The sequence below is a fragment of the Micromonospora sp. NBC_01412 genome (assembly GCF_045040215.1).
Taxonomy (GTDB): Bacteria; Actinomycetota; Actinomycetes; order Mycobacteriales; family Micromonosporaceae; genus Micromonospora; species Micromonospora rubida.
Map to the genome: position 1 here is coordinate 4,273,066 of NZ_CP109528.1, position 19,165 is coordinate 4,292,230.

Below are 19,165 nucleotides of genomic sequence, written 5' to 3' on the forward strand. Positions count from 1 at the left end.
CCGCCGTGGCCGACCAGGCCCCGCACGAACCGGCCGGCCCGCTGCCGTACGGGCCGGACTGGGCGCTCCTTCCGTCGGTCTTCGCCCGGGTGGCCGGCATGCCGATGGACTGGCTCCTCGTCGAGCCGGGGGCCGACCATGCCTCCGCGCGGGCCGCCGGGGAACGGGCCCTGGCCGGGGTCGTCCGGCAGCCGCTGTTCGCCGAGGCGTTGACCTGGCAGAACCGGAACATGTTCCTGCAGGCACGGCGCAACCTCGACTCCGCGCGGCCGCAGCGACGCCGCGAGGCGCAGCGTCGGCTCTGGTCGTACGCGGCCCGGTACTGCGCGAAGAACGACACCATCGGGTTCTTCGGGCCGATCGTCTGGGGATCGGTCACCACCGGCGCCACCGACGTCGGCCCGGTGACGGGCCGGCTGCACCGACGTGGAGTGTTCTTCGAGCACTGGGCGCTGCGGGCGGTGGCCGCCGCGATCGAGACCCGGCACGGCCTCGACCCGTGGACCATCCCGCGGCTGGCCGCCGGGGTGGCCGTCGTCGCCGACGGGGTGCTGCTGGCCGACAACGCCCCGTTGCGGCTGGCCGCGCTGCCGCGCCGGGTCGTCGAGGTGTGCGACGGCACCCGGACCGTCGCCGACGTGCTGGACGAACTCGCCGACCACCCCGCGCCGGAGGTCGGCGCCGCCCTGACCCGGCTGCGGGGGATGGGAGTCCTCACCGCCGGGCTGGTGGTGCCCCGGCGGGTCGACCCGGAGGCGCACCTGCGCGGCCAACTCGCCCGGGTCGCCGATTCGGGACGTCGGGTGGCGGCGCAGGCGGACCTGGCCGAGTTGGTGGCAGCCCGCGACCGGGTCGCCGACGCCGCCGGGGACGCCGACCGGCTCGCCGATGCCCTCGACGGCCTCGACCAGTCGTTCGTCGGAATCACCGGGCATGCCCCCCAGCGTGGTGCCGGCCGTTTCTACGCCGGGCGGGGAGTGGTCTACGAGGACTGCCTCGGCGACCTTCCGGTTCGCCTCGGCGCCGATGTGCTGGACCGGATCCGTCCCGCCCTGGAACTGTTGCTGTTCAGCGCGGCCTGGTTCACCCGGGCCGTGGCCCAGGAGTACGAGCGGTTCATCGCGGACCTGATCGCCGAGCGCGAGCCGGCACCCGGCGCCGGGGTGCCGCTGTCGGAGGTCCTGACGGCGGTGGCAGCCACGACCGAGTGGGGGGCCGCGTCCCCGGCCGACGCCGTCGCGCAGCGGCTGCGCCGGACCTGGCACGCCCTCCTGGTCGCCGGAGCCGACCCGGGCCGGCGGCGGATCGGGCACGACGCGGCTGTCCTGCGGCCCCTGGTCGAGTCCGCCTTCGCCCACGACGTGGTGGGGTGGCGCGGCACCCGGCTGTACAGCCCCGACCTGATGATCGCCGCCCGGTCGGCGGCGGACCTGCGCGACGGGCGGTTCCTGGCTGTCCTCGGCGAACTGCACCCGGCCCACAACACCATGGACGTGTTGGCCGCCGACGCCTGGCATCCGGACCGCGACCGGTGGCACGCAATGCTGGACCGCAGCGCCCCCGCCGAACGGGTGACGCCGCTGTACCCGCTGGACCACGAGCAGATCAACTCCCGGACCGTCCCGCCGTCGGCCTATCTGTCGCCGTCCGCCACCTACCTGGGACTGGGCTCCGGCGCGCCGTACCACCCCCGGGACGCCCGGCTGCTCCCAGTGTCGGCGCTGCGCGCGACCCGCGTCGGCGACCGGGTCGTCATCACCTCGTCGGTCGACCCGGAGTACGCCGGCGACGTGCCCACCGTCTTCGGTGAACTGCTGGCCAACGCGGCGGCCACCCGGTTCGGGGTCCTGCCGGCCGCCGACCACCGCCCCCGGCTGTGCATCGACGACCTGGTGGTGCAGCGGGAGAGCTGGACGTTGTCCTACTCCGAGTTGCCCAATTCGAAGCAGAGCACCGACCGGGCGTACGGCGAGCTGCGGGCCGTCGGCGCGGCCCGGGACATGCCCCGGCACGTGTTCGTGACGGTCGGCGGCGAGCGCAAGCCGTTCCACCTGGACTTCGACAATCCGCTGTCGGTGGAGGTGCTGCTCTCCAGCATCCGGCGACAGCGCCGTGCCGATCCGACGGGGCGGGTCACCTTCGTGGAGATGCTGCCCGCCCCCGACCAGCTCTGGCTGACCGACGGGGCGGGCCGCCGGTACACCGCCGAGTTCCGGATCGCCTGCGTCGACCAGCGGAGCGCCGGCAACGGACACCCCTCGTCCCCGGGAGCGCAACGATGAGTGCCGCCCGTCTCGTCCCCCCGCCGGGCCCCGCCGACGATCGCCCGGTGCTGATCGTCGTCCCGTACGCGGGCAGTGGCGTCGCACCGTTCCGGGACTGGGGCGCCGACCTGGCGAGCCTGGCCGCGGTCACCGCCGTCCTGCTCCCGGGCCGGGAGCAGCTGTTCGGCAAGCCGGCGCTGACCTCGATGACCGACATCCTGCGGGGGCTGACCCCTCAGGTCACCGCGCTGCGACCCCGGCCAGTGGTGCTGTTCGGGCACAGTCTGGGCGCGGCGGTCGCCTTCGGCCTGGCCCGCGAGCTGTGCCGGGAGGGCGTTCCGCCGGCCGCGCTGATCGTCTCCGGAGCCGGCAGCCCCTGCCGCCGGGACCCCACCGACGTGATGCACCTGCTCAGCGACGACGCCCTGCTGCAACGCACCGTCGACTACGGCGGAATGCCCCCGGAACTGCTGGCCAGCCGCGATCTGCTGGCCATGTTCACCCCGATCCTGCGCGCCGACTATCAGGTCCTGGAGACCTGGGCCGTGGACCCGCTGCCGCCGCTCGACCTCCCGGTCACGGTGCTGCGCGGGGTCAGCGACACCTCGGTCACCGACTACCAGGCCGACGGGTGGCGGGCCCACACCGTCGCGCCGCCCGTCGAACGGTTCTTCCCCGGCGGGCACTTCTTCGTCCACACCGCCCGGGAGGAAGTGCTCCACACCGTCCGCGACGTGCTGGCCGCCGTGCCCCGCCGCGCCTACATCTGACCCGCGACACAACGATTAGGAGAAGTCCCTTGCACGCGATCTCGTTGACCGGCCACGGCCCCGGAGGCCTGGAGATCCACGACGTACCGGATCCGGTCGCCGCCGGCAACCAGACCCTGCTCCGGGTCCGCAGCGCGGGCGTCAACTTCTCCGACGTCCACATCGTCGAGGGGTCCTACTCCCTCAAGCCGCCGCTGCCGTACCGCCCGGGGATCGAGGCGGTGGGCACCGCCGCCGACGGCCGCCGGATGCTGGGCCGGGCCAGGCAGGGGGCCTGGGCGGAGGTGTTCGTCGCCGAGCAGTTCCTCGAGGTGCCCGACTTCGTTTCCGACCGGGCCGCCCTCGCGATGGCCACCCAGGGGTTCACCGCCTGGCACATCCTGCGGACCATGGCCCGGATCACCCGTGGGGACACCGTCGCGGTGATGGCCGCCGCCGGCGGTGTCGGGTCGATCGCCGTGCAGCTCGCCAAGGCGTGGGGGGCCCGCCGGGTGATCGGGGCGGCGTCCACCCCGGACAAGCGTGCGCACGTCGCCGCCCTGGGTGCCGACGAGACGGTGGACTCCACCACCACCGACATCGGCGCGGCCCTGGTCGAGGCGAACGGGGGTCGCATGGTCGACGTGATTCTGGAGATGCACGGTGGCCCGCAGCTCGACTCGGCCCTCGCCGCGCTGGCGCCGTGCGGGCGGATGGTGATCTTCGGCTCGGCCTCCGGGGAGCCCAGCACCCCGGTCCGGCCCGAGTCGCTGATGGCCGGCACCCGTACCATCGCCGGCTTCTCCGCGTACAACCTGGTCTCCGACCGGCACGAGGTGTTCCCGGAGACCATGGTGGGGCTGTTCGGCATGATCAAGAAGGGGCAGCTCGACATGGAGACCGGCCGGTCGTACCCGTTCAAGGACGTGGCGCAGGCCGTGACCGACATGCGGGCGCGGGTCACGACCGGCAAGGTCACCCTGGACTTCGCGGGCTGAGCCGGATGGAAGCCGTCCCCGCCGGGATCCCCGCCGCCCTGTGCCGCGCCGTGGCCGCCCACCCCGACCGCACGGCGCTCGTCGTCGCCGACGACGCTGTCACGTACGCCGAACTCGGTCGCCGGGTCGACGCGGTGGCCGTCGCCCTGGCCGGGTACGAGGTGGGCCGGGGCGACGTGGTGGGCATCCGCCTCGACCGCTCCGTCGACATGGTGGTCGCCCTGTTCGGGGTGCTGCGGGCGGGGGCGGCGTACGTCCCGGTGGACCCGGCGCATCCGGCCCGGCGCCAGGCGGCGGTCCTGGCGGAGGCGGGCGTCACCCGGCTGATCACCGAACCGGGCACCCCGACCGGCCCGGACGTCGTGGTGCCGGATCTGGCCGATGCGTTGCGCGGGGCGGTCACCGTCGACCCTGCCGCGCTCGCCCGGTTGCCTGAGGTCACCGCCGCCGACCTGGCGTACGTGGTGTTCACCTCCGGTTCCACCGGTCGTCCGAAGGGGGCGATGGTGCCGCACGGGGCGGTCCTGGCGCTGGCGGGCGGGCTCCTCGCGTGCGGGGCGGCCGGGCCGGGGCACGACGTGGTGGTGTGGAACGCCGGCCTGTCCTTCGACGCCTCGGTCCAGCAGTGGTTGCGGCTGCTGCGTGGGGACACCGTGGTCCTGCTGCGCGAGGCCGAGCGGCTCGACCCGGCCGCGTTCGCCGAGGTGCTGCGCACCCGTCGGGTCACCGACCTCGACATCACCCCCACCCACCTGCGGGCGCTGCTGCCGTACCTGGGCCAGTCCGGGGACCTGCGCATCCTGGTCGGCGGCGAGGCCATCGGGGACGGACTGTGGGCGGAACTGACCGCCCGGGCCGGGACGAGGGCGTACAACGTCTACGGGCCGACCGAGTGCACCGTGGACACGGTGGTGGCCCGGGTCGGCGAGGCAGACCTACCCGTGATCGGCCGGCCCCTGTCCGGCGTCCGCGCCCGGGTGGTCGACCCGGCGCTGCGCGAGGTGGGGCCGCAGGAGTTGGGTGAGCTGCTCCTCGCCGGTCCCCAGGTGGCCTGGGGGTATCTGGGACGGCCGGCGGCGACCGCCCTGGCGTTCGTGCCGGATGCCGGCGCCGGACCAGGCGGGCGGGCGTACCGCACCGGCGACCTGGTGCGGCGGCTGCCCGACGGGGACCTGGCGTACCACGGGCGCCGGGACCATCAGGTGAAGATCCGGGGGGTACGGATCGAGCTGGGCGACATCGAGCACGCGTTGCGCCGACTGCCCGGGGTGACCGACGCGGTGGCGCTGGTCCGTGACGGCGCTGTCGTGGCGGTGGTCACCGGGCAACCCGACCCCGGTGCCTGGCGCGCTGACCTGGCCGACGTCCTGCCGGCCGCCGCCGTACCCGCCGACCTGGTGGTCCTGGCGGCGCTGCCCCGCAACGCCAGCGGCAAAGCCGACCGGGCCGCTGTCTCCGCCCTGCTCAGCGCCGGCCGGGCGACCCCGGTCGGCCCTGCCCCCGCCCCCGCCGGGTCCGCCGCGCCGCCGATGACCGACCGGGAACGCTACGTCGCCCGGCTCTGGACGGAGGTCTTCGGGGCCCGTGACCTCAACGCGGACAGCGAGTTCGCCGCGCACGGCGGGCACTCCCTGTCCGCGATGGTCGTCGCTGGGCGGGCGGCCCGGGAGACCGGGCGGGCCGTCACCGTCGCGGACGTGCTGGCCGAATCCACCGTCGGCGGGTTCGCCGCCGTCCTGGACGTCCGGCCCGCCGCCGCCGCGCCGCCGCGATCCGCCCGCCCAGTCACCGGGGCCCGACGCAGCGCCCCGCTGGCTCCCCAACAGGAGGGGCTGTTCCTGCTTCACCAGATGTACCCGCACTGTTCCGCCTACCACGTCCCGGCGCTGCTGCGCCTGCACGGTCCGGTCGACCTGGGTCGTCTCGACCGCGCGGTCGCCACCGTGCTGGGGCGGCACGCCGCCCTGCGTACCCGGGTCGGAATGGTCGCCGCCCGGCCGGTCCAACTGGTCGCGGACCCGCCGGAGGACGGCGGCCTGGTGGTGGCCGACCCCACCACCGTCGAGGACTGGGCGGCCGAGGTGGTGCGCCGACCGTTCCGGCTGGACACCGGCCCCCTGTTCCGGGCGGAGGTGCTGGTCACCGGAGCGGACACCTGCCTCCTTGCCCTGGTCGGGCACCACATCGTGGTCGACGGCTGGTCCATCGAGGTGGTCCAGCGCGACATCGGTCGGGCATACCGGGGCGAGCACCTCCCCGAGCCGGTGCAGTTCCCCGCGGTCGCCGCCGCCGCCCGTTCCCCGGAGCACCGGGCCGTGGTCGAGTCGGAACTCGTCTGGTGGCGGAAGCGGCTGGCCGACCTGCCCGAGCCGGTCCGGCTGCCGTTCGCCCGCCGCCGCCCGGTCACCCCCCGGTTCCGGGCCGGGCGGGTGGCCCACCGGCTCCCCGAACAGGTGGCCGGAGAGCTGCGCGACCTCGCGGTACGTCACCGGGTGCCGCTGTTCCCCCTGCTCGCCCTGGGCCTGGCGACGGTGCTCAACCGGTACACCGGGCAGGACGACCTGGTCATCGGCACCCCGGTCGCCGACCGGGACGACGCGGACCTCGCCGATTCGGTGGGCTTCTTCAACAACTCGCTGGTCCTGCGCCTGGCCGTGGACCGGAACCGGTCCGTGCGGGACAACCTGCGCATGGTGGCCGACGAGGTCGGCGCGGCCCTGGGCCACCGGCGCGTGCCCTTCGACGAGCTGGTTCGGGACCTTGCCCCGCCCCGGATCGCCGCGGCCAACCCGATCTTCCAGATCTGGTGCAACCTGCTGTCGTATCCGGCGACGCCGCTGGACCTCGGCCCGGGGACCCGGGTCGAGGTGCTCACCCCGCCGATGCCGGGGGCGTTGTTCGACATCTCGGCGTACTTCGCCGACGACCGCGACGGTCTCGGGCTGGAGCTGGTCTACGACCTGGACCTGTTCGACCACGACCAGATCGAGGCGCTGGCCGCCGACTGCGTCGGGGTGCTCGCCGACCTTCCTCGCGACGCTGCCCGGCTGCTCGGCGACGTCGGACGGGCCGACCCGAGCACGGTGCGGTCCCCCTGGCGGGCGTACCCGCCGGTCACCTCGGCCGCGGCGGAACTCGGGCGCACCCTCCTGGCCGCCCTGCGGCGCACCGGGAACCGCCCCGCGGTCCTGGCCGGTGACGAGACAGTGACGGGCGACCGGCTCGCCGTGGCCGTCGTCGACCTCGGGGCGGCGCTGGACCGCGTCGACCCTGGGCGACGGCGTGCGGTGGCGGTGCTCGGCGGCCGAAGTCCGGCGCTGGTCGCCGCCCTGGTCGCCGTGCTGGCCGGGGCCAGGACGTTTCTGCTGGTCGACGCCGGTCTGCCGCCGATCCGCCGAGAGCGGATGCTGGCGGCAGCCGGCGACCCGGTCGTGGTCGATGCCAGCGGTGACCGCCCGGTCGTGCGTCCGGACCAGGCCACCGGGACCCCGGCGGCTCGGGCCGGAGCGTCCCCGGCCGGTCCGGCGCCGGTGTCCGGTGCGGGATCGCTGCCTGCCGGGACGGCCTACCTCGCGTTCACCTCCGGCAGCACCGGTCAGCCCCGGCCGGTGGCCGCCTCGGCGGCCCCGCTGGCGGCCCTGCTCCAGTGGTACCCGGCCGCGTACCGGCTCACCGGGGAGGATCGGTTCTCCGCGCTCGCCGGGGTCGGCCACGACCCCCTGCTCCGTGAGGTGCTGGTCGCGGTGGCGGTGGGCGCGTCGGTGCACCTGCCGGCAGCCTCGGAGGCGGCGTCGCCGACCGCGCTGGTCCGCTGGCTCGCCGTCGGGCGGATCACCGTTCTGCACCTGAGCCCCGCCCTGGGGCGGCTGCTCGTCGCGGCCGGTCAGGCGGCCGGCGTCCGGCTGGTCGACGTCCGGCTGGTCGCCTTCGGCGGCGGCGCGGTGGACGCTCGGGACGTCGCTGGTATCGCCCGGCTCTGTCCCGGGGCGCGGGTGGTGTCGCACTACGGTGCCACCGAGACCCCCCAGGTGGCCGCCACGATCGACCACGGCCACCCCCGATCCCGGGAGACCACCGACAACCGGCCGCTGGTCGGCCCGGCCTCGCCCACCGCCGAGATCCTGCTCACCGACGACGATGGGCGCCCGGTGCCGGTCAACGCGGTGGGCGAGATCCGGGTCCGCAGCCCGTACCTGGCCCTCGGGTACCCGGGGGACCCGACCGGCACGGCCCACCGGTTCGGGCCGGACCCGCACGGCGAGAAAGGGGTGCGGCTGTACCGGACCGGGGACCTCGGGATGGCCCGGCCGGACGGCACCATCGAGTTCCGGGGCCGGGCCGACCGGCAGGTCAGCCTCAACGGCACCCGGGTCGAGCTGGACGAGATCGAGGCGGTGCTGCGGGAGCACCCCGACGTGACCGACTGCCTCCTCGCCGACGGGCCCGACGGAATCACCGCGTACGTGGCCGGGCCGCCGGAGCTGACCGTGGACGGATTGCGCCGGCACCTCGCCGACCTGCTGCCGGCCACCATGCACCCCGGTGACCTGCGGATCCTGGCGGCCATGCCGCTCACCCCGAACGGCAAGCCGGACCTCGCGGCGCTGCGCGCGATCGCCGCCACGGTCACCGCACGTGCCGACGGGCCCATGGTGTCGCTGGTCGAGCGGGTCTGCGCCGCCGCCCTGGGCCGCGACACCCTTGGACCGGATGTCAACTTCTTCGACGCCGGTGGTTCGTCGCTCAGGCTGATCGAGGTGGAGGCCCGGCTCAGCCGGGCCCTGGGCGCTCCCGTCGGGCTGGCCACCCTCTTCCAGAATCCGACCGTCCGATCGCTGGCGGCGGCCGTCGACCGGGTCGCGACCCAGCCATCGAGAGCGAGTGTCCCCAGTGAGTAGTCCGGACGATCGGCGGGCCCTGATCCTCGTCGGGTACGTGCAGGGTTGGCTGCCGTTGCTGCGCCGCACCGTCGGCGACCTGCGGGTGATCATCATTGAGGAGCCGGCCGTGGCGTACGCCCGGGGGGCCCGCGCCCACCTCGCCGCCCACTGGCCCGATTGCGACCTGTACGAGCTGGACTTCCGACGCCCGCTGGCAGCCGACCTGTTCCACGTCTGGCATCCGGACCTGCGGATCCAGGCGGTCGTCCCGGTCGACGACGCGGGGGTGGTGTTCGCGGCGCGGTTGGCCCAGCGCCTCGGCCTGCCCGGCGCCGGACCGGCGTCGGCGGAGATTCTCGGCGACAAGTTCCTGCTACGCCAGGTGGCGGAGGCCGGTGGCGTCGCCGGCCCGCAATGGCAGCTCGTCCGCTCACCCGCCGACGCGGTGGCCTTCGCCGAGCGGGTTCCCGGTGGGCTGGTGCTCAAGCCGACCGCGCGGGCGGGCTCGTCCGGGGTGCAGATCGTCCGGGACGCCGCCGAGGTTCCGGCGGGCTGGGAACGGATGGTCGCCCCGCCGACGCACAGCAGCACGCGTTTCTCGGCGGTGGAGTCCTACCTGGCCGAGCGGCGCATGGTCGGGCGGCAGTACAACGTGAACCTGCTGGTCCTCCGAGGAGAGGTGCTCTTCCGCAACGTCACCGCCACCGATGTCGCCCCGGGCGCGCATCCGGTGCCGGTGACCGAGACCATCGACCCGGACCTGCCGCCGGCGCAGTACGCCCAGTTGGTCGCCGAGGCGGAGCGGCTGGTCGCCGCAATCGACTTCGACACGGGGTTCATCCACAGCGAGTGGATCCTGGAGGACGGCGTGGTCCGGCTGGTGGAGTGCGCGGGACGCCTCGCCGGCGGCCCGATCATGATGATGATCGGATACGCGTACTCCTACGACATCGTCGCGGCGTACCTGGCGGTGATGTCCGGCGAGCCGCTGGACGTGGCCCCGCCGGCCCAGCCGCGCTCGGCCTCGATGCTGCTGACCAAGCACGTCCGGCCGGGGCGGGTGACGGCGATCACCGGTGCCGAGGCGGCCCGGGATCGGGATGGTGTCCTGGCCCTGGACGTTTTCGTCACCGAGGGAGACCAGGTGGGGGAACTGGTCTCTCTGCCGAGCGTGGCCGCCAGGGTGGTCACGCTCGGCCGGACCGTCGCCGAGGTCCGGCGGGCCGGCGAGGACGCCCTCGCCGTCCTCGATGTCAGCACCGTCCCCTCCAGGGTCGAGGACGGCCGAAGCGGGAGTGCGGAATGAGCGCCGGAGAACAGCCGGACATCGTTCTGGTCGGGTACGGGCGGTCCTGGCTGCGCCAGGTGCGCCGGCTCTGGGGACGTCCGGGTCCTGCTCGTCGTCTGACCGACACGATGGCCGAGTACCTGGCGGCGATGTCCGGCCGGCCGGTTGCCCCGGTGGGTCCACGCTCACCGGTACGGGCCGCCGCTCACGGCGTCGACGGATCGTCAACTTCAGGTTGACGAATAGCTTGCGTCAACCTATGGTTGACGCATGACGAATCCTGTCCAGATGTCCAGCTCGATCCGCCTCGACGACCTCATCGCGGGGATCAAGAAGGCCCACACCGACACCCTCGACCAGCTCTCCGGGGCGGTCGTGGTGGCCGACCACCTCGGCGACATCGCCGACCACCTGATCGGCCACTTCGTCGACCAGGCCCGCCGCTCCGGCGCGTCCTGGACGGAGATCGGCCGCAGCATGGGGGTGAGCAAGCAGGCGGCGCAGAAGAGGTTCGTGCCGAAGGCGTCCACCGAACCGTCGACCCTCGACCCCAACCGCGGGTTCGGCAACTTCACGCCGCGGGCCCGCAACGTCGTGACGGCCGCCCAGGAGGCGGCCCGCGCCGCCGGGAACGCCGAGACCCGCCCCGAGCACCTGGTGCTCGGGCTGCTCAGCGAGCCCAACGGCCTCGCCGCGAGGGCGATCGTCGCCCAGGGCATACCGGCGGAGCGGGTGCGGGAGGCCGTGACCGCGACCCTGCCGGCGCCGGCCGACGCGGTCCCCGACCTGATCCCGTACGACACGGGGGCCCGCAAGGCGCTGGAGCTCACCATGCGGGAGGCGCTGCGGCTCGGCCACCAGCACGTCGGCACCGAGCACATCCTGCTCGGCCTGCTGCAACTGGAGGACGGCGCCGGGGTGCTCACCGGCCTCGGCGTGGACGGGGCCGCCGTCGAGGCCACCGTCGCCGAGGCTCTCGCCGCCGCGCAGGAGTAGAGGGCCCCTCCCGTGCACTCCGGCGGGAAAGGCCCTTCGCGCCGCCGCCCGGCGACCGCTGGGCGGCGGCGGGCGGCGTCAGGAGGCCGTGGGCGGCACCGAAGGGATGGTTGCGGCGGCGGGGAAGCCGTACCGGAGCGCGTGCTCGGGGTCGGCCGGGTCGACCTGCCGGATGCCGGCGTCGGCGAGCCGCTTGTTGACCTCGTCGAGCTGCTCGCGGACCAGCAGGGCCTCCTCCTCGGTGACCCGGCCCCGGTGCGGCTTGCCGGCGTGCTCGATGGTGCCGTAGTCCGGCTTCTCGGCGCCCTTGCGCGCCTTCGGCGGGCGGACCCGCTCGGCGGTCTTCAGCAGCTGGGCCATCGGCACGTCGGTGGCCATCGCGTCGAACTCGCTGGCGGTCAGCACCACCCGGCGGGGCTCGCCGCCAGCGAGTTGGTCGTGGATCTCCACCACCGCGACGTCCAGCGTGGCGTCGTCGATGCTCTCCACCTCGGCCGCGGTGGCGTCCAACTGCACGGGGCCGGCGACCAGGTCGGGGTGCTCCAGCACCACGACGCGGACCACCTCGTCGCCCGGCCGCAGAACGGTGCCGCTGAAGTCGGAGACGTGGATCGTCTTCTTGCCCATGCGCTGAGCTTCTCCTGTCGATGACCGGAATTTCGGACCAGAAGAAGTTACCCGACAGGTGTGCGAAAACCCCGGCTGGACCGGTCGGGTGTGTCGCCACCGACGTTGATCCGTTGCACCCGCGGGGACGACGGGTCATGCTCACCCGATGGCTGACCCATCGACGACCCAACCGCCATACGGACCCCCTGGCGGCCGGGTCGAAGAAGGCGACGCAACGGTCCGGGTCGGAGCCCGAAGGGGAGAGGTGACCGGCCCCGGGCCGCGCACCGAGGCCGAGGCGCTCGCCGTACAGGACCGGATGCGACCCCTCGCCGACCTGGTCGGCCCGGGTCCCACCGCGCCCGCGACGGTGGCCGGCCTGGACGTCGCGTACGCCGAGAGCGGCGACCGGCTCGCGGCGGCCGTCACCGTGCTGGACGCCCGGACGCTGGCCGTGGTGGACCGGGCGGTCGGCGTGGGGCGGCCCGCCTTCCCCTACGTCCCTGGGCTGTTCGCCTTCCGGGAGCTGCCCGCGCTGCTGGACGCGCTGGAGAAGCTGACCGTCCGCCCGGAGCTGCTGGTCTGCGACGGGCACGGGCTGGCCCACCCGCGCCGGTTCGGGCTCGCCTGCCACCTAGGCGTGGTCACCGGGCTGCCCGCGATCGGGGTGGGCAAGACGCCGCTGGTCGGCGAGTGGGATCCGCCGGCCGTCCGGCGCGGCGCCTGGTCGCCGCTGCGCGACGGCGGGGAGGTGATCGGCCGGGTGCTGCGTACCCGGGACGGGGTGAAGCCGGTCTTCGTCAGCGTCGGGCACCGGATGAGCCTGGACAACGCCTGCGCCCGGGTGCTCGCGCTGACGCCGAAGTACCGGCTGCCGGAGACCACCCGCACCGCCGACCGACTCTGCCGCGAGGCGCTGGCCGCCGCCTGCTGACGGACCCGGCACCCGCCCGCCCGCGCGGCGGGGGCGGTTTCCGTAACGAGGAGCACATGCGGGGCGCTCGACGAACTACCGGGTCCAGCACCCGGTAGTAACCTGACCAGCGGACCCCACCCGGGGAGGAACGGCGAGGTGAGCATGGCGGTACGTCGGCAGGCGACGCGGATCGCGGCAGTCTGCGTGATGCTGGGCGGCCTCGCGGCCGTCGGGGCGACGCCGGCCCTGGCCGACGGAGACTCGGTGCGGGTGCGCTCGACCGACAGCTTCCGGCCGGGCGGCTCGCCGGGGGCGGTCAACGTCGAGGTGCGCAAGCGCACCGAGGGCTGCGTGCTCGTCCGCACCGGTCTGGGGCTGCGGCTCGACGGCCTCGCCGCGAACCAGGTCGCCGTCCAGGTGGCCATGGCCGGTCGGTGGTTGCCGGTGTCGGTCTCCGGCGGCGGGGGCGGGGTGACCGCGAGCCAGGTCACGCCGACGAACCCCATGCTGTGCAAGGGCAAGAGCCTCACGGTGCGCTACCGGGTGACGTTCCGGGCGGGCACGCCGGGCGGCCGGCTGGAGCTGGCCGGTGCGGCGACCAACGCCCTCGGCCGCGCCCTCGGCCGGGACGCCACCGCGGCCCGGGTGGTCGGGGAGAAGAAGAAGCCGAGCCCGTCACCCACCCCGACGCGTACGCCGTCGCCGAGCCCGACCGTCGCGCCGACCGAGGCGGTGGACGTCGGCGGCCCGACCCTGGCCGCAGCCGCCGCCCGGGCCGGCTCGACCACCCCGGTCGCCGCCGAGGAGGACTCCGGCGGGCTGTCGGTGTTCATGCTCTTCGGCGTCGGCCTGGTCGTGGTGGGCATCGGCCTGATCGTGCTGCTGGTGCGCCGGTCCCGGTCCGACAAGGAGCCGGCCGACGACCGGGGCGCGTATTCGCCGGTGCCGTTGCCGCGCAACCCGGGCGGCACCACGTACCGCTCGGGAGGCGGGGCAGCGGCACCGTCCGCACCACCCGCACCGCCCGCCGGCGGGGTGTACGGCCGGCCGGCCGCGCCCTCGTCCGGCGGGGTGTACGGCGCCCGCCCGGGCCCGCCGGTTGCCCCGCCGGACAGCGGCGGCGGGGTCTACGGCGGCGGTACGGCGTACCCGGCCGGTGGCGCCCCGCCCCGGCAGCCCGGTCAGCCCGAGGCACCGGGGCCGGGTGAGCCGCCCGCGCCGGCCGGCGGGGGCGACGCGACGACGATCATGCCCCGGCTCCCCGGCTGAGGCGGGGGAGGCGGGGGCGCTCCGATACGCTCAGGTGCGTTGAGGACCTGCGGCCAAGGAGCGGAACCTGTGTCTGATCTGTCCCGGATCGTGAAGGCGTACGACGTCCGGGGCACGGTGCCGGACGAGTGGGACGAGCGGGCGGCCGAGGCGCTCGGCGTCGCCTTCGGTCAGGTGCTCGCCGCCGCCGACGAGCCCGGCGACGCGGTGGTGATCGCGCACGACATGCGGGCCAGCGGCCCGGCCCTGGCCGAGGCGTTCGCCGCCGGCGTCCGGGCGCAGGGGCGGTCGGTGATCGAGCTGGGGCTCGCGTCCACCGACATGCTCTACTACGCCTCCGGCATTCTCGGCCTGCCCGGTGCCATGTTCACGGCCAGTCACAACCCGGCCAAGTACAACGGCATCAAGATGTGCCGCTCGGCCGCCCGCCCGATCGGGCAGGACAGCGGCCTCAGCGAGATCCGGGACCGGGCGCAGGCGCTGCTCGACTCCGGCGCCGCGCCCCCGGCGGGGGCGCCGACCCGGCCGACCGAGCGGCGCGACCTGCGCCCGGAGTACGCCGCCTACCTGCGCGGGCTGGTAGACCTCTCCGGCATCCGGCCGCTGAAGGTCGTGGTCGACGCCGGCAACGGGATGGGCGGTTGGACGGTGCCCAGCGTGCTCGGCGACGCCGTGCTGCCGGCGCTGCCGCTGGAGATCGTGCCGCTCTACTTCGAGCTGGACGGCACGTTCCCCAACCACGAGGCCAACCCGCTGGACCCGGCGAACCTGGTCGACCTCCAGCGGGCCGTCCGCGAGCACGGCGCCGACCTGGGGCTGGCCTTCGACGGCGACGCCGACCGCTGCTTCGTCATCGACGAGCGCGGCGAGCCGGTCTCCCCATCGGCGATCACCGCCCTGGTGGCGGTCCGCGAGCTGGCCCGGCATCCCGGGTCCACGGTGATCCACAACCCGATCACCTCCCGGGCGGTGTCGGAGATCATCGTCGAGCACGGCGGCAAGCCGGTGGTGACCCGGGTCGGGCACTCCTTCATCAAGGCCGAGATGGCCCGCACCAACGCCGTCTTCGGTGGCGAGCACTCCGCCCACTACTACTTCCGGGACTTCTGGTTCGCCGACACCGGCATGCTGGCCGCGATGCACGCCCTCGCCGCGCTCGGCGGGCAGGACCTGCCGCTGTCCGAGCTGGCCCGGGAGTACGAGCGGTACGTCGCGTCCGGCGAGATCAACTCTACGGTGGCCGACCAGGCGGCGAGGGTGGCCGAGGTGCGTGCCGCGTACCCGGAGGCGACCACCGACGAGCTGGACGGGCTCACCCTGAGCTTCGCCGACGGCGCCTGGTTCAACCTGCGTGCCAGCAACACGGAGCCGCTGTTGCGGCTGAACGTCGAGGCGCCGACCAAGGAGCGGATGATCTCGCTCCGCGACGAGGTGCTCGACCGGGTTCGCCGATAAGATCGCCTGCGCCGGTCGGCACCGTCGACCGCCGCCCCCGCACCGTGGAAGGAGCCGCACCATGGCCCTGGACCCGCAGTTGCTCGAGATCCTCGCCTGTCCGGACACACACCACGCCCCGCTGGACTACGACGCCGGGGCGCAGACGCTGACCTGCACCGAGTGCGGTCGGATCTTCGAGGTGCGCGACGACGTGCCGGTGTTACTGCTCGACGAGGCGCGCGGCGGACCCGCGCAGCAGCCGTGATGGGGGGAACGGCCGGAGTCAGCGGCCGCCGCGACGCCGACGAGTCCCTGCTGGACGACCCGGCCGCCCTCGCGGAGCGCGACCCGGGCGGCATGCTCCGGTTCACCGCCTCCGCCGGGGCGCAGGTCCGGGAGTCCGCCGCCCTGACCGCCGAGACGAACCTCACCGCGCTCGCCGACGACGGCCGCCCCCGGGCGGTCGTCATCGCCGGCATCGGCACGGCCGGGCGCACCGGGGACGTGCTGGCCACGGTCGCCGGGCCGCGCTGCCCGGTCCCGGTCATCCCGCACCGCAGCGCCGGCGTGCCCGGTTGGGTGGGTGCCGCCGACGTGGTGATCGCGGTCAGCGCCTCCGGCCGCAGCCCCGAGGCGCTCGGCGCCGCCGAGGCCGCGCACCGCCGGGGTGCCCGGCTGGTCGCCGTCGGCGCCCCCGACTCGCAGTTGCAGGCGGTGGCCGAGCGGGCCCGCGCCCCGTTCATCCCGGTGCCCCGCCGCGCCCCGGCCCGGGCCAGCCTGTGGGCGCTCACCGTGCCGGTTCTGCTCGCCGCCCGTACGCTCGGGCTCGTGAAGGTCAACGAGGCGGATCTGGCCGAGACGGCGGCGCGGCTCGACGCGGACGCCGACCGGTGCCGTTCCACGGCCGAGTCGTTCGTCAACCCCGCGAAGTCGCTGGCCCTCGGGCTGGCCGGGTCGATCCCCATCGTCTGGGGCTCGTCGCCGCTGGCCACCGTGGCGGCCCGCCGGTTCGGCGACACCCTGTCGGCCAACGCCCGCTACCCCGTGGTCAGCGGGGCGCTCGGCGAGGCCGGCCGGGGGCGGGTCGGCCTGCTCGACGGCGTGTTCGGCGGCCTCGCCGAGGGAATGCGGGACATCTTCGCCGACCAGGAGGAGACCGAGGTGGAGGGCACCCGGCTGCGGCTGGTGCTGCTGCGCGACGGCGGCCTCAACCCCGAGGACGACGCCGACGAGCCGCTGGCGGTCGAGGAGCGTCGGGCCGACGCCGTGCAGACTCTCGCCGAGCGGCGTGGCGTGCGGTGCGACGTGGTGACCGCCGAGGGCGGCTCCGCGCTGGAGCGGCTCGCCTCGCTGGTGGCGGTGCCGGACTTCGCCGCCGTCTACCTGGCCCTGGCACACGGACTGGACCCGATGGCGGTTCCGGCCATCACAGAAATGAAGGAGCTGGCGAACCAGTGAGCACGTGCGGCATCGAACGGGGAACGGCGTGAACGTGAGGAGTGAGTCGGGGTCGCGAGCCCCGCAGTCGCGAACCGAGGTGGAGCGATGAGCGCCAACGGCGGTACCAAGGCGATCGTCGCGGCGCTGTTCGCGAACGTGGGCATCGCGATCACGAAGTTCATCGCGTTCCTTCTGACCAACTCCTCGTCGATGCTGGCCGAGTCGATCCACTCGGTGGCCGACTCCGGCAACCAGGCCCTGCTGCTGCTCGGCGGCCGGCGGGCCAAGCGCGCCGCCACCCCCGAGCACCCCTTCGGGTACGGCCGGGAGCGCTACATCTACGCGTTCATCGTGTCGATCGTGCTGTTCAGCGTCGGCGGCCTGTTCGCGCTGTACGAGGCGTGGCACAAGGCGGCCGACCCGCACGGGATCACGAGCTGGCACTGGGTGCCGGTCGTCGTGCTGGTCTCGGCCATCGTGATGGAGGGCTTCTCCTTCCACACGGCGATCAAGGAGTCCAACCACGTCCGGGGCAACCAGTCCTGGGTGCACTTCATCCGCCGGTCCAAGGCCCCGGAGCTGCCGGTGGTGCTGCTGGAGGACTTCGGGGCGCTGGTCGGTCTGGTCTTCGCGCTGTTCGGCGTGGGGATGACCCTGATCACCGGCAACGGCATGTGGGACGCGGCCGGCACCGCCATGATCGGTGTCCTGCTGGTGGCCATCGCGATCGTCCTGGCGATCGAGACCAAGAGCCTGCTGCTCGGTGAGGGCGCCGAGCCGAAGGACGTGGCCGCGATCGAGCAGGCCGTCACCGCCGGCCCGGAGGTCGAGCGGATCATCCACATGAAGACGCTCTACCTGGGCCCGGAGGAGCTGATGGTGGCCGCGAAGGTCGCCGTCCCGGCGTGTGAGAGCGCCGAGGAGCTGGCCCGGGGGATCAACGCCGTCGAGACGCGGATCCGCGCGGCCGTCCCGGTCGCCCGGGTGATCTACCTGGAGCCGGACATCTGGTCCGCCGCGGCCGAGCGGGCCGGCACCGGCACCGCGGCGCACACGGCCGTCCCGGGCCCGGCGCCCGCCGCAGTGCCGGGCGCGGCGGAGCCCACGGCCGACGAGTCCCGCGCCGGGAGCTGAGCGTGGAGCCGCTGCACGGCCGGATCCGGGACTACGCCTGGGGTTCCCGCTCGGCGATCGCCGAGTTGCAGGGGCGCCCGGTGCCCAGCGCGGGGCCGGAGGCCGAGCTGTGGCTGGGCGCCCACCCGGGCGCGCCGGCCACGGTGCGGCGCGACGGTGCGGCGGCGAGCCTGGTCGACCTGCTGGCCGCCGAGCCGGGGCGCTGGCTCGGCGATCGGGTGGTCGAGCGGTTCGGCCCCCGGCTGCCGTTCCTGCTCAAGGTGCTCGCCGCGGACGCCCCGCTGAGCCTCCAGGCCCACCCGGACCCGGAGCAGGCCCGCGCCGGGTACGCGGCCGACGCGGCGCGTCCGGCGGGGGAGCGCAACTACGCCGACCCGCACCACAAGCCGGAGTTGCTGGTCGCGCTCTCGCCGTTCGAGGCGCTCTGCGGGTTCCGCGACCCGGCGGAGTCAGCCGAGGCGCTGGCCGCGTTCGGCGTACCGGCGCTGGAGCCGGTGGTGGCGGCGCTGCGCGGCGGCCCGGCAGGGCTGCGGGAGGCCGTACGGTTGCTGCTGAGCTGGCCGGCGGCGGAGCGGGCCGGGCTGGTGGCGGCCGTGCTGGCGGCGCAGGCCGCCGGGCCGGACGCGGAGCTGGCCCGAGCGCTGGCAGCCCACCACCCGGGCGACCCCGGGGTGCTGGTGGCGCTGCTGCTCAACCACCTCCGGCTCGCTCCCGGGGAGGCGATCTGGATGCCGGCCGGCAACCTGCACGCCTACCTGTGGGGCACGGGCGTGGAGATCATGGCGGCCAGCGACAACGTGCTGCGCGGCGGGCTGACCCCGAAGCGGGTGGACGTCGACGAGCTGCTGCGGGTGCTCCGCTTCGAGGTGCTCGACGACCCGGTGGTGGCCCCGGAGCAGGTGTCCGCCGGGGTGGTCCGCTGGCCGGTGCCCGTCGACGACTTCGCGCTGCACCGGGTGCGGCTGGACGCCGGCGCGCCGCCGGTCCGGCTCGCGGTGCCGGGGCCCCGGGTGGTGCTCTGCCGGGCCGGGAGGCTCTCGGTCGACGACGGTCGGGGCGGTGTCGCCCTCGTGCCGGGGCAGTCCGCGATCGGCCCGGCCGACGCCGGCCCGCTCGTCCTCGACGGCGAGGGCGAGGCGTACGTGGCCACCCCCGGTCTCGACTGACCGTCACCCCCGTCGAGGG

The 19,165-nt window shown here is 74.8% G+C and carries 14 protein-coding genes; 13 read left to right on the forward strand and 1 reads right to left on the reverse strand.

Going from position 1 to position 19,165, the window contains the following annotated elements; all coding sequences use genetic code 11:
- The first annotated feature begins 5 nt into the window (after positions 1-5).
- From OG617_RS19615 to OG617_RS19640, 6 genes are all read left to right on the forward strand, one after another.
- A complete protein-coding gene (locus OG617_RS19615; RefSeq protein ID WP_405094519.1) occupies positions 6-2,282 on the forward strand; it encodes a lantibiotic dehydratase in 2,277 nt (758 codons plus the stop codon).
- Positions 2,279-3,034 carry a thioesterase II family protein gene (locus OG617_RS19620; RefSeq protein WP_405094520.1) on the forward strand — a complete coding sequence of 252 codons (756 nt, stop codon included), beginning with the start codon at positions 2,279-2,281 and terminating at the stop codon, positions 3,032-3,034. Before OG617_RS19615 ends, OG617_RS19620 begins: the two co-directional genes overlap by 4 nt.
- Positions 3,035-3,063: 29 nt before the next feature.
- Positions 3,064-4,011 carry a zinc-binding alcohol dehydrogenase family protein gene (locus OG617_RS19625; RefSeq protein ID WP_405094521.1) on the forward strand — a complete coding sequence of 316 codons (948 nt, stop codon included), beginning with the start codon at positions 3,064-3,066 and terminating at the stop codon, positions 4,009-4,011.
- Positions 4,012-4,016: 5 nt separating this feature from the next.
- Positions 4,017-8,909, forward strand: a complete 4,893-nt coding sequence (locus tag OG617_RS19630; protein WP_405094522.1) for an amino acid adenylation domain-containing protein — start codon at positions 4,017-4,019, stop codon at positions 8,907-8,909.
- On the forward strand, positions 8,902-10,197 hold the full coding sequence (locus tag OG617_RS19635; RefSeq protein WP_405094523.1) for an ATP-grasp domain-containing protein: 1,296 nt from the start codon (positions 8,902-8,904) through the stop codon (positions 10,195-10,197). Before OG617_RS19630 ends, OG617_RS19635 begins: the two co-directional genes overlap by 8 nt.
- 252 nt (positions 10,198-10,449) lie before the next feature.
- A complete protein-coding gene (locus OG617_RS19640; protein ID WP_405094524.1) occupies positions 10,450-11,175 on the forward strand; it encodes a Clp protease N-terminal domain-containing protein in 726 nt (241 codons plus the stop codon).
- Positions 11,176-11,253: 78 nt separating this feature from the next.
- Here OG617_RS19640 and OG617_RS19645 read toward each other — a convergent pair whose 3' ends face one another.
- Positions 11,254-11,802 carry a hypothetical protein gene (locus OG617_RS19645; protein ID WP_405094525.1) on the reverse strand — a complete coding sequence of 183 codons (549 nt, stop codon included), beginning with the start codon at positions 11,800-11,802 and terminating at the stop codon, positions 11,254-11,256.
- 301 nt (positions 11,803-12,103) lie between these two features.
- Between OG617_RS19645 and nfi the strand changes: the two genes are divergently transcribed.
- The 7 genes from nfi (at position 12,104) to manA (ending at position 19,146) form a co-directional block, all read left to right on the forward strand.
- Positions 12,104-12,718 (forward strand): deoxyribonuclease V, encoded by a 615-nt coding sequence (nfi, locus tag OG617_RS19650; protein WP_405103823.1) that lies wholly within the window; start codon positions 12,104-12,106, stop codon positions 12,716-12,718.
- Positions 12,719-12,862: 144 nt separating this feature from the next.
- Positions 12,863-13,969, forward strand: coding sequence for a hypothetical protein (locus tag OG617_RS19655; RefSeq protein WP_405103825.1), 1,107 nt, complete (start codon positions 12,863-12,865; stop codon positions 13,967-13,969).
- Between the two features lie 69 nt (positions 13,970-14,038).
- The gene (locus tag OG617_RS19660; RefSeq protein WP_405094526.1) at positions 14,039-15,424 is read left to right on the forward strand and encodes a phosphomannomutase/phosphoglucomutase; all 1,386 of its coding nucleotides are present in this window, start codon (positions 14,039-14,041) and stop codon (positions 15,422-15,424) included.
- 61 nt (positions 15,425-15,485) lie between these two features.
- Positions 15,486-15,671 carry a Trm112 family protein gene (locus tag OG617_RS19665; protein ID WP_117665810.1) on the forward strand — a complete coding sequence of 62 codons (186 nt, stop codon included), beginning with the start codon at positions 15,486-15,488 and terminating at the stop codon, positions 15,669-15,671.
- Entirely contained in the window at positions 15,668-16,864 is a 1,197-nt protein-coding gene (locus OG617_RS19670) for an SIS domain-containing protein (RefSeq protein WP_405094527.1), read from the forward strand. The genes OG617_RS19665 and OG617_RS19670 overlap by 4 nt, the downstream gene beginning before the upstream one ends.
- Before the next feature lie 87 nt (positions 16,865-16,951).
- On the forward strand, positions 16,952-17,980 hold the full coding sequence (locus tag OG617_RS19675; protein WP_405094528.1) for a cation diffusion facilitator family transporter: 1,029 nt from the start codon (positions 16,952-16,954) through the stop codon (positions 17,978-17,980).
- Positions 17,981-17,982: 2 nt separating this feature from the next.
- Positions 17,983-19,146, forward strand: coding sequence for a mannose-6-phosphate isomerase, class I (manA, locus tag OG617_RS19680; protein WP_405094529.1), 1,164 nt, complete (start codon positions 17,983-17,985; stop codon positions 19,144-19,146).
- Positions 19,147-19,165: the final 19 nt, after the last annotated feature.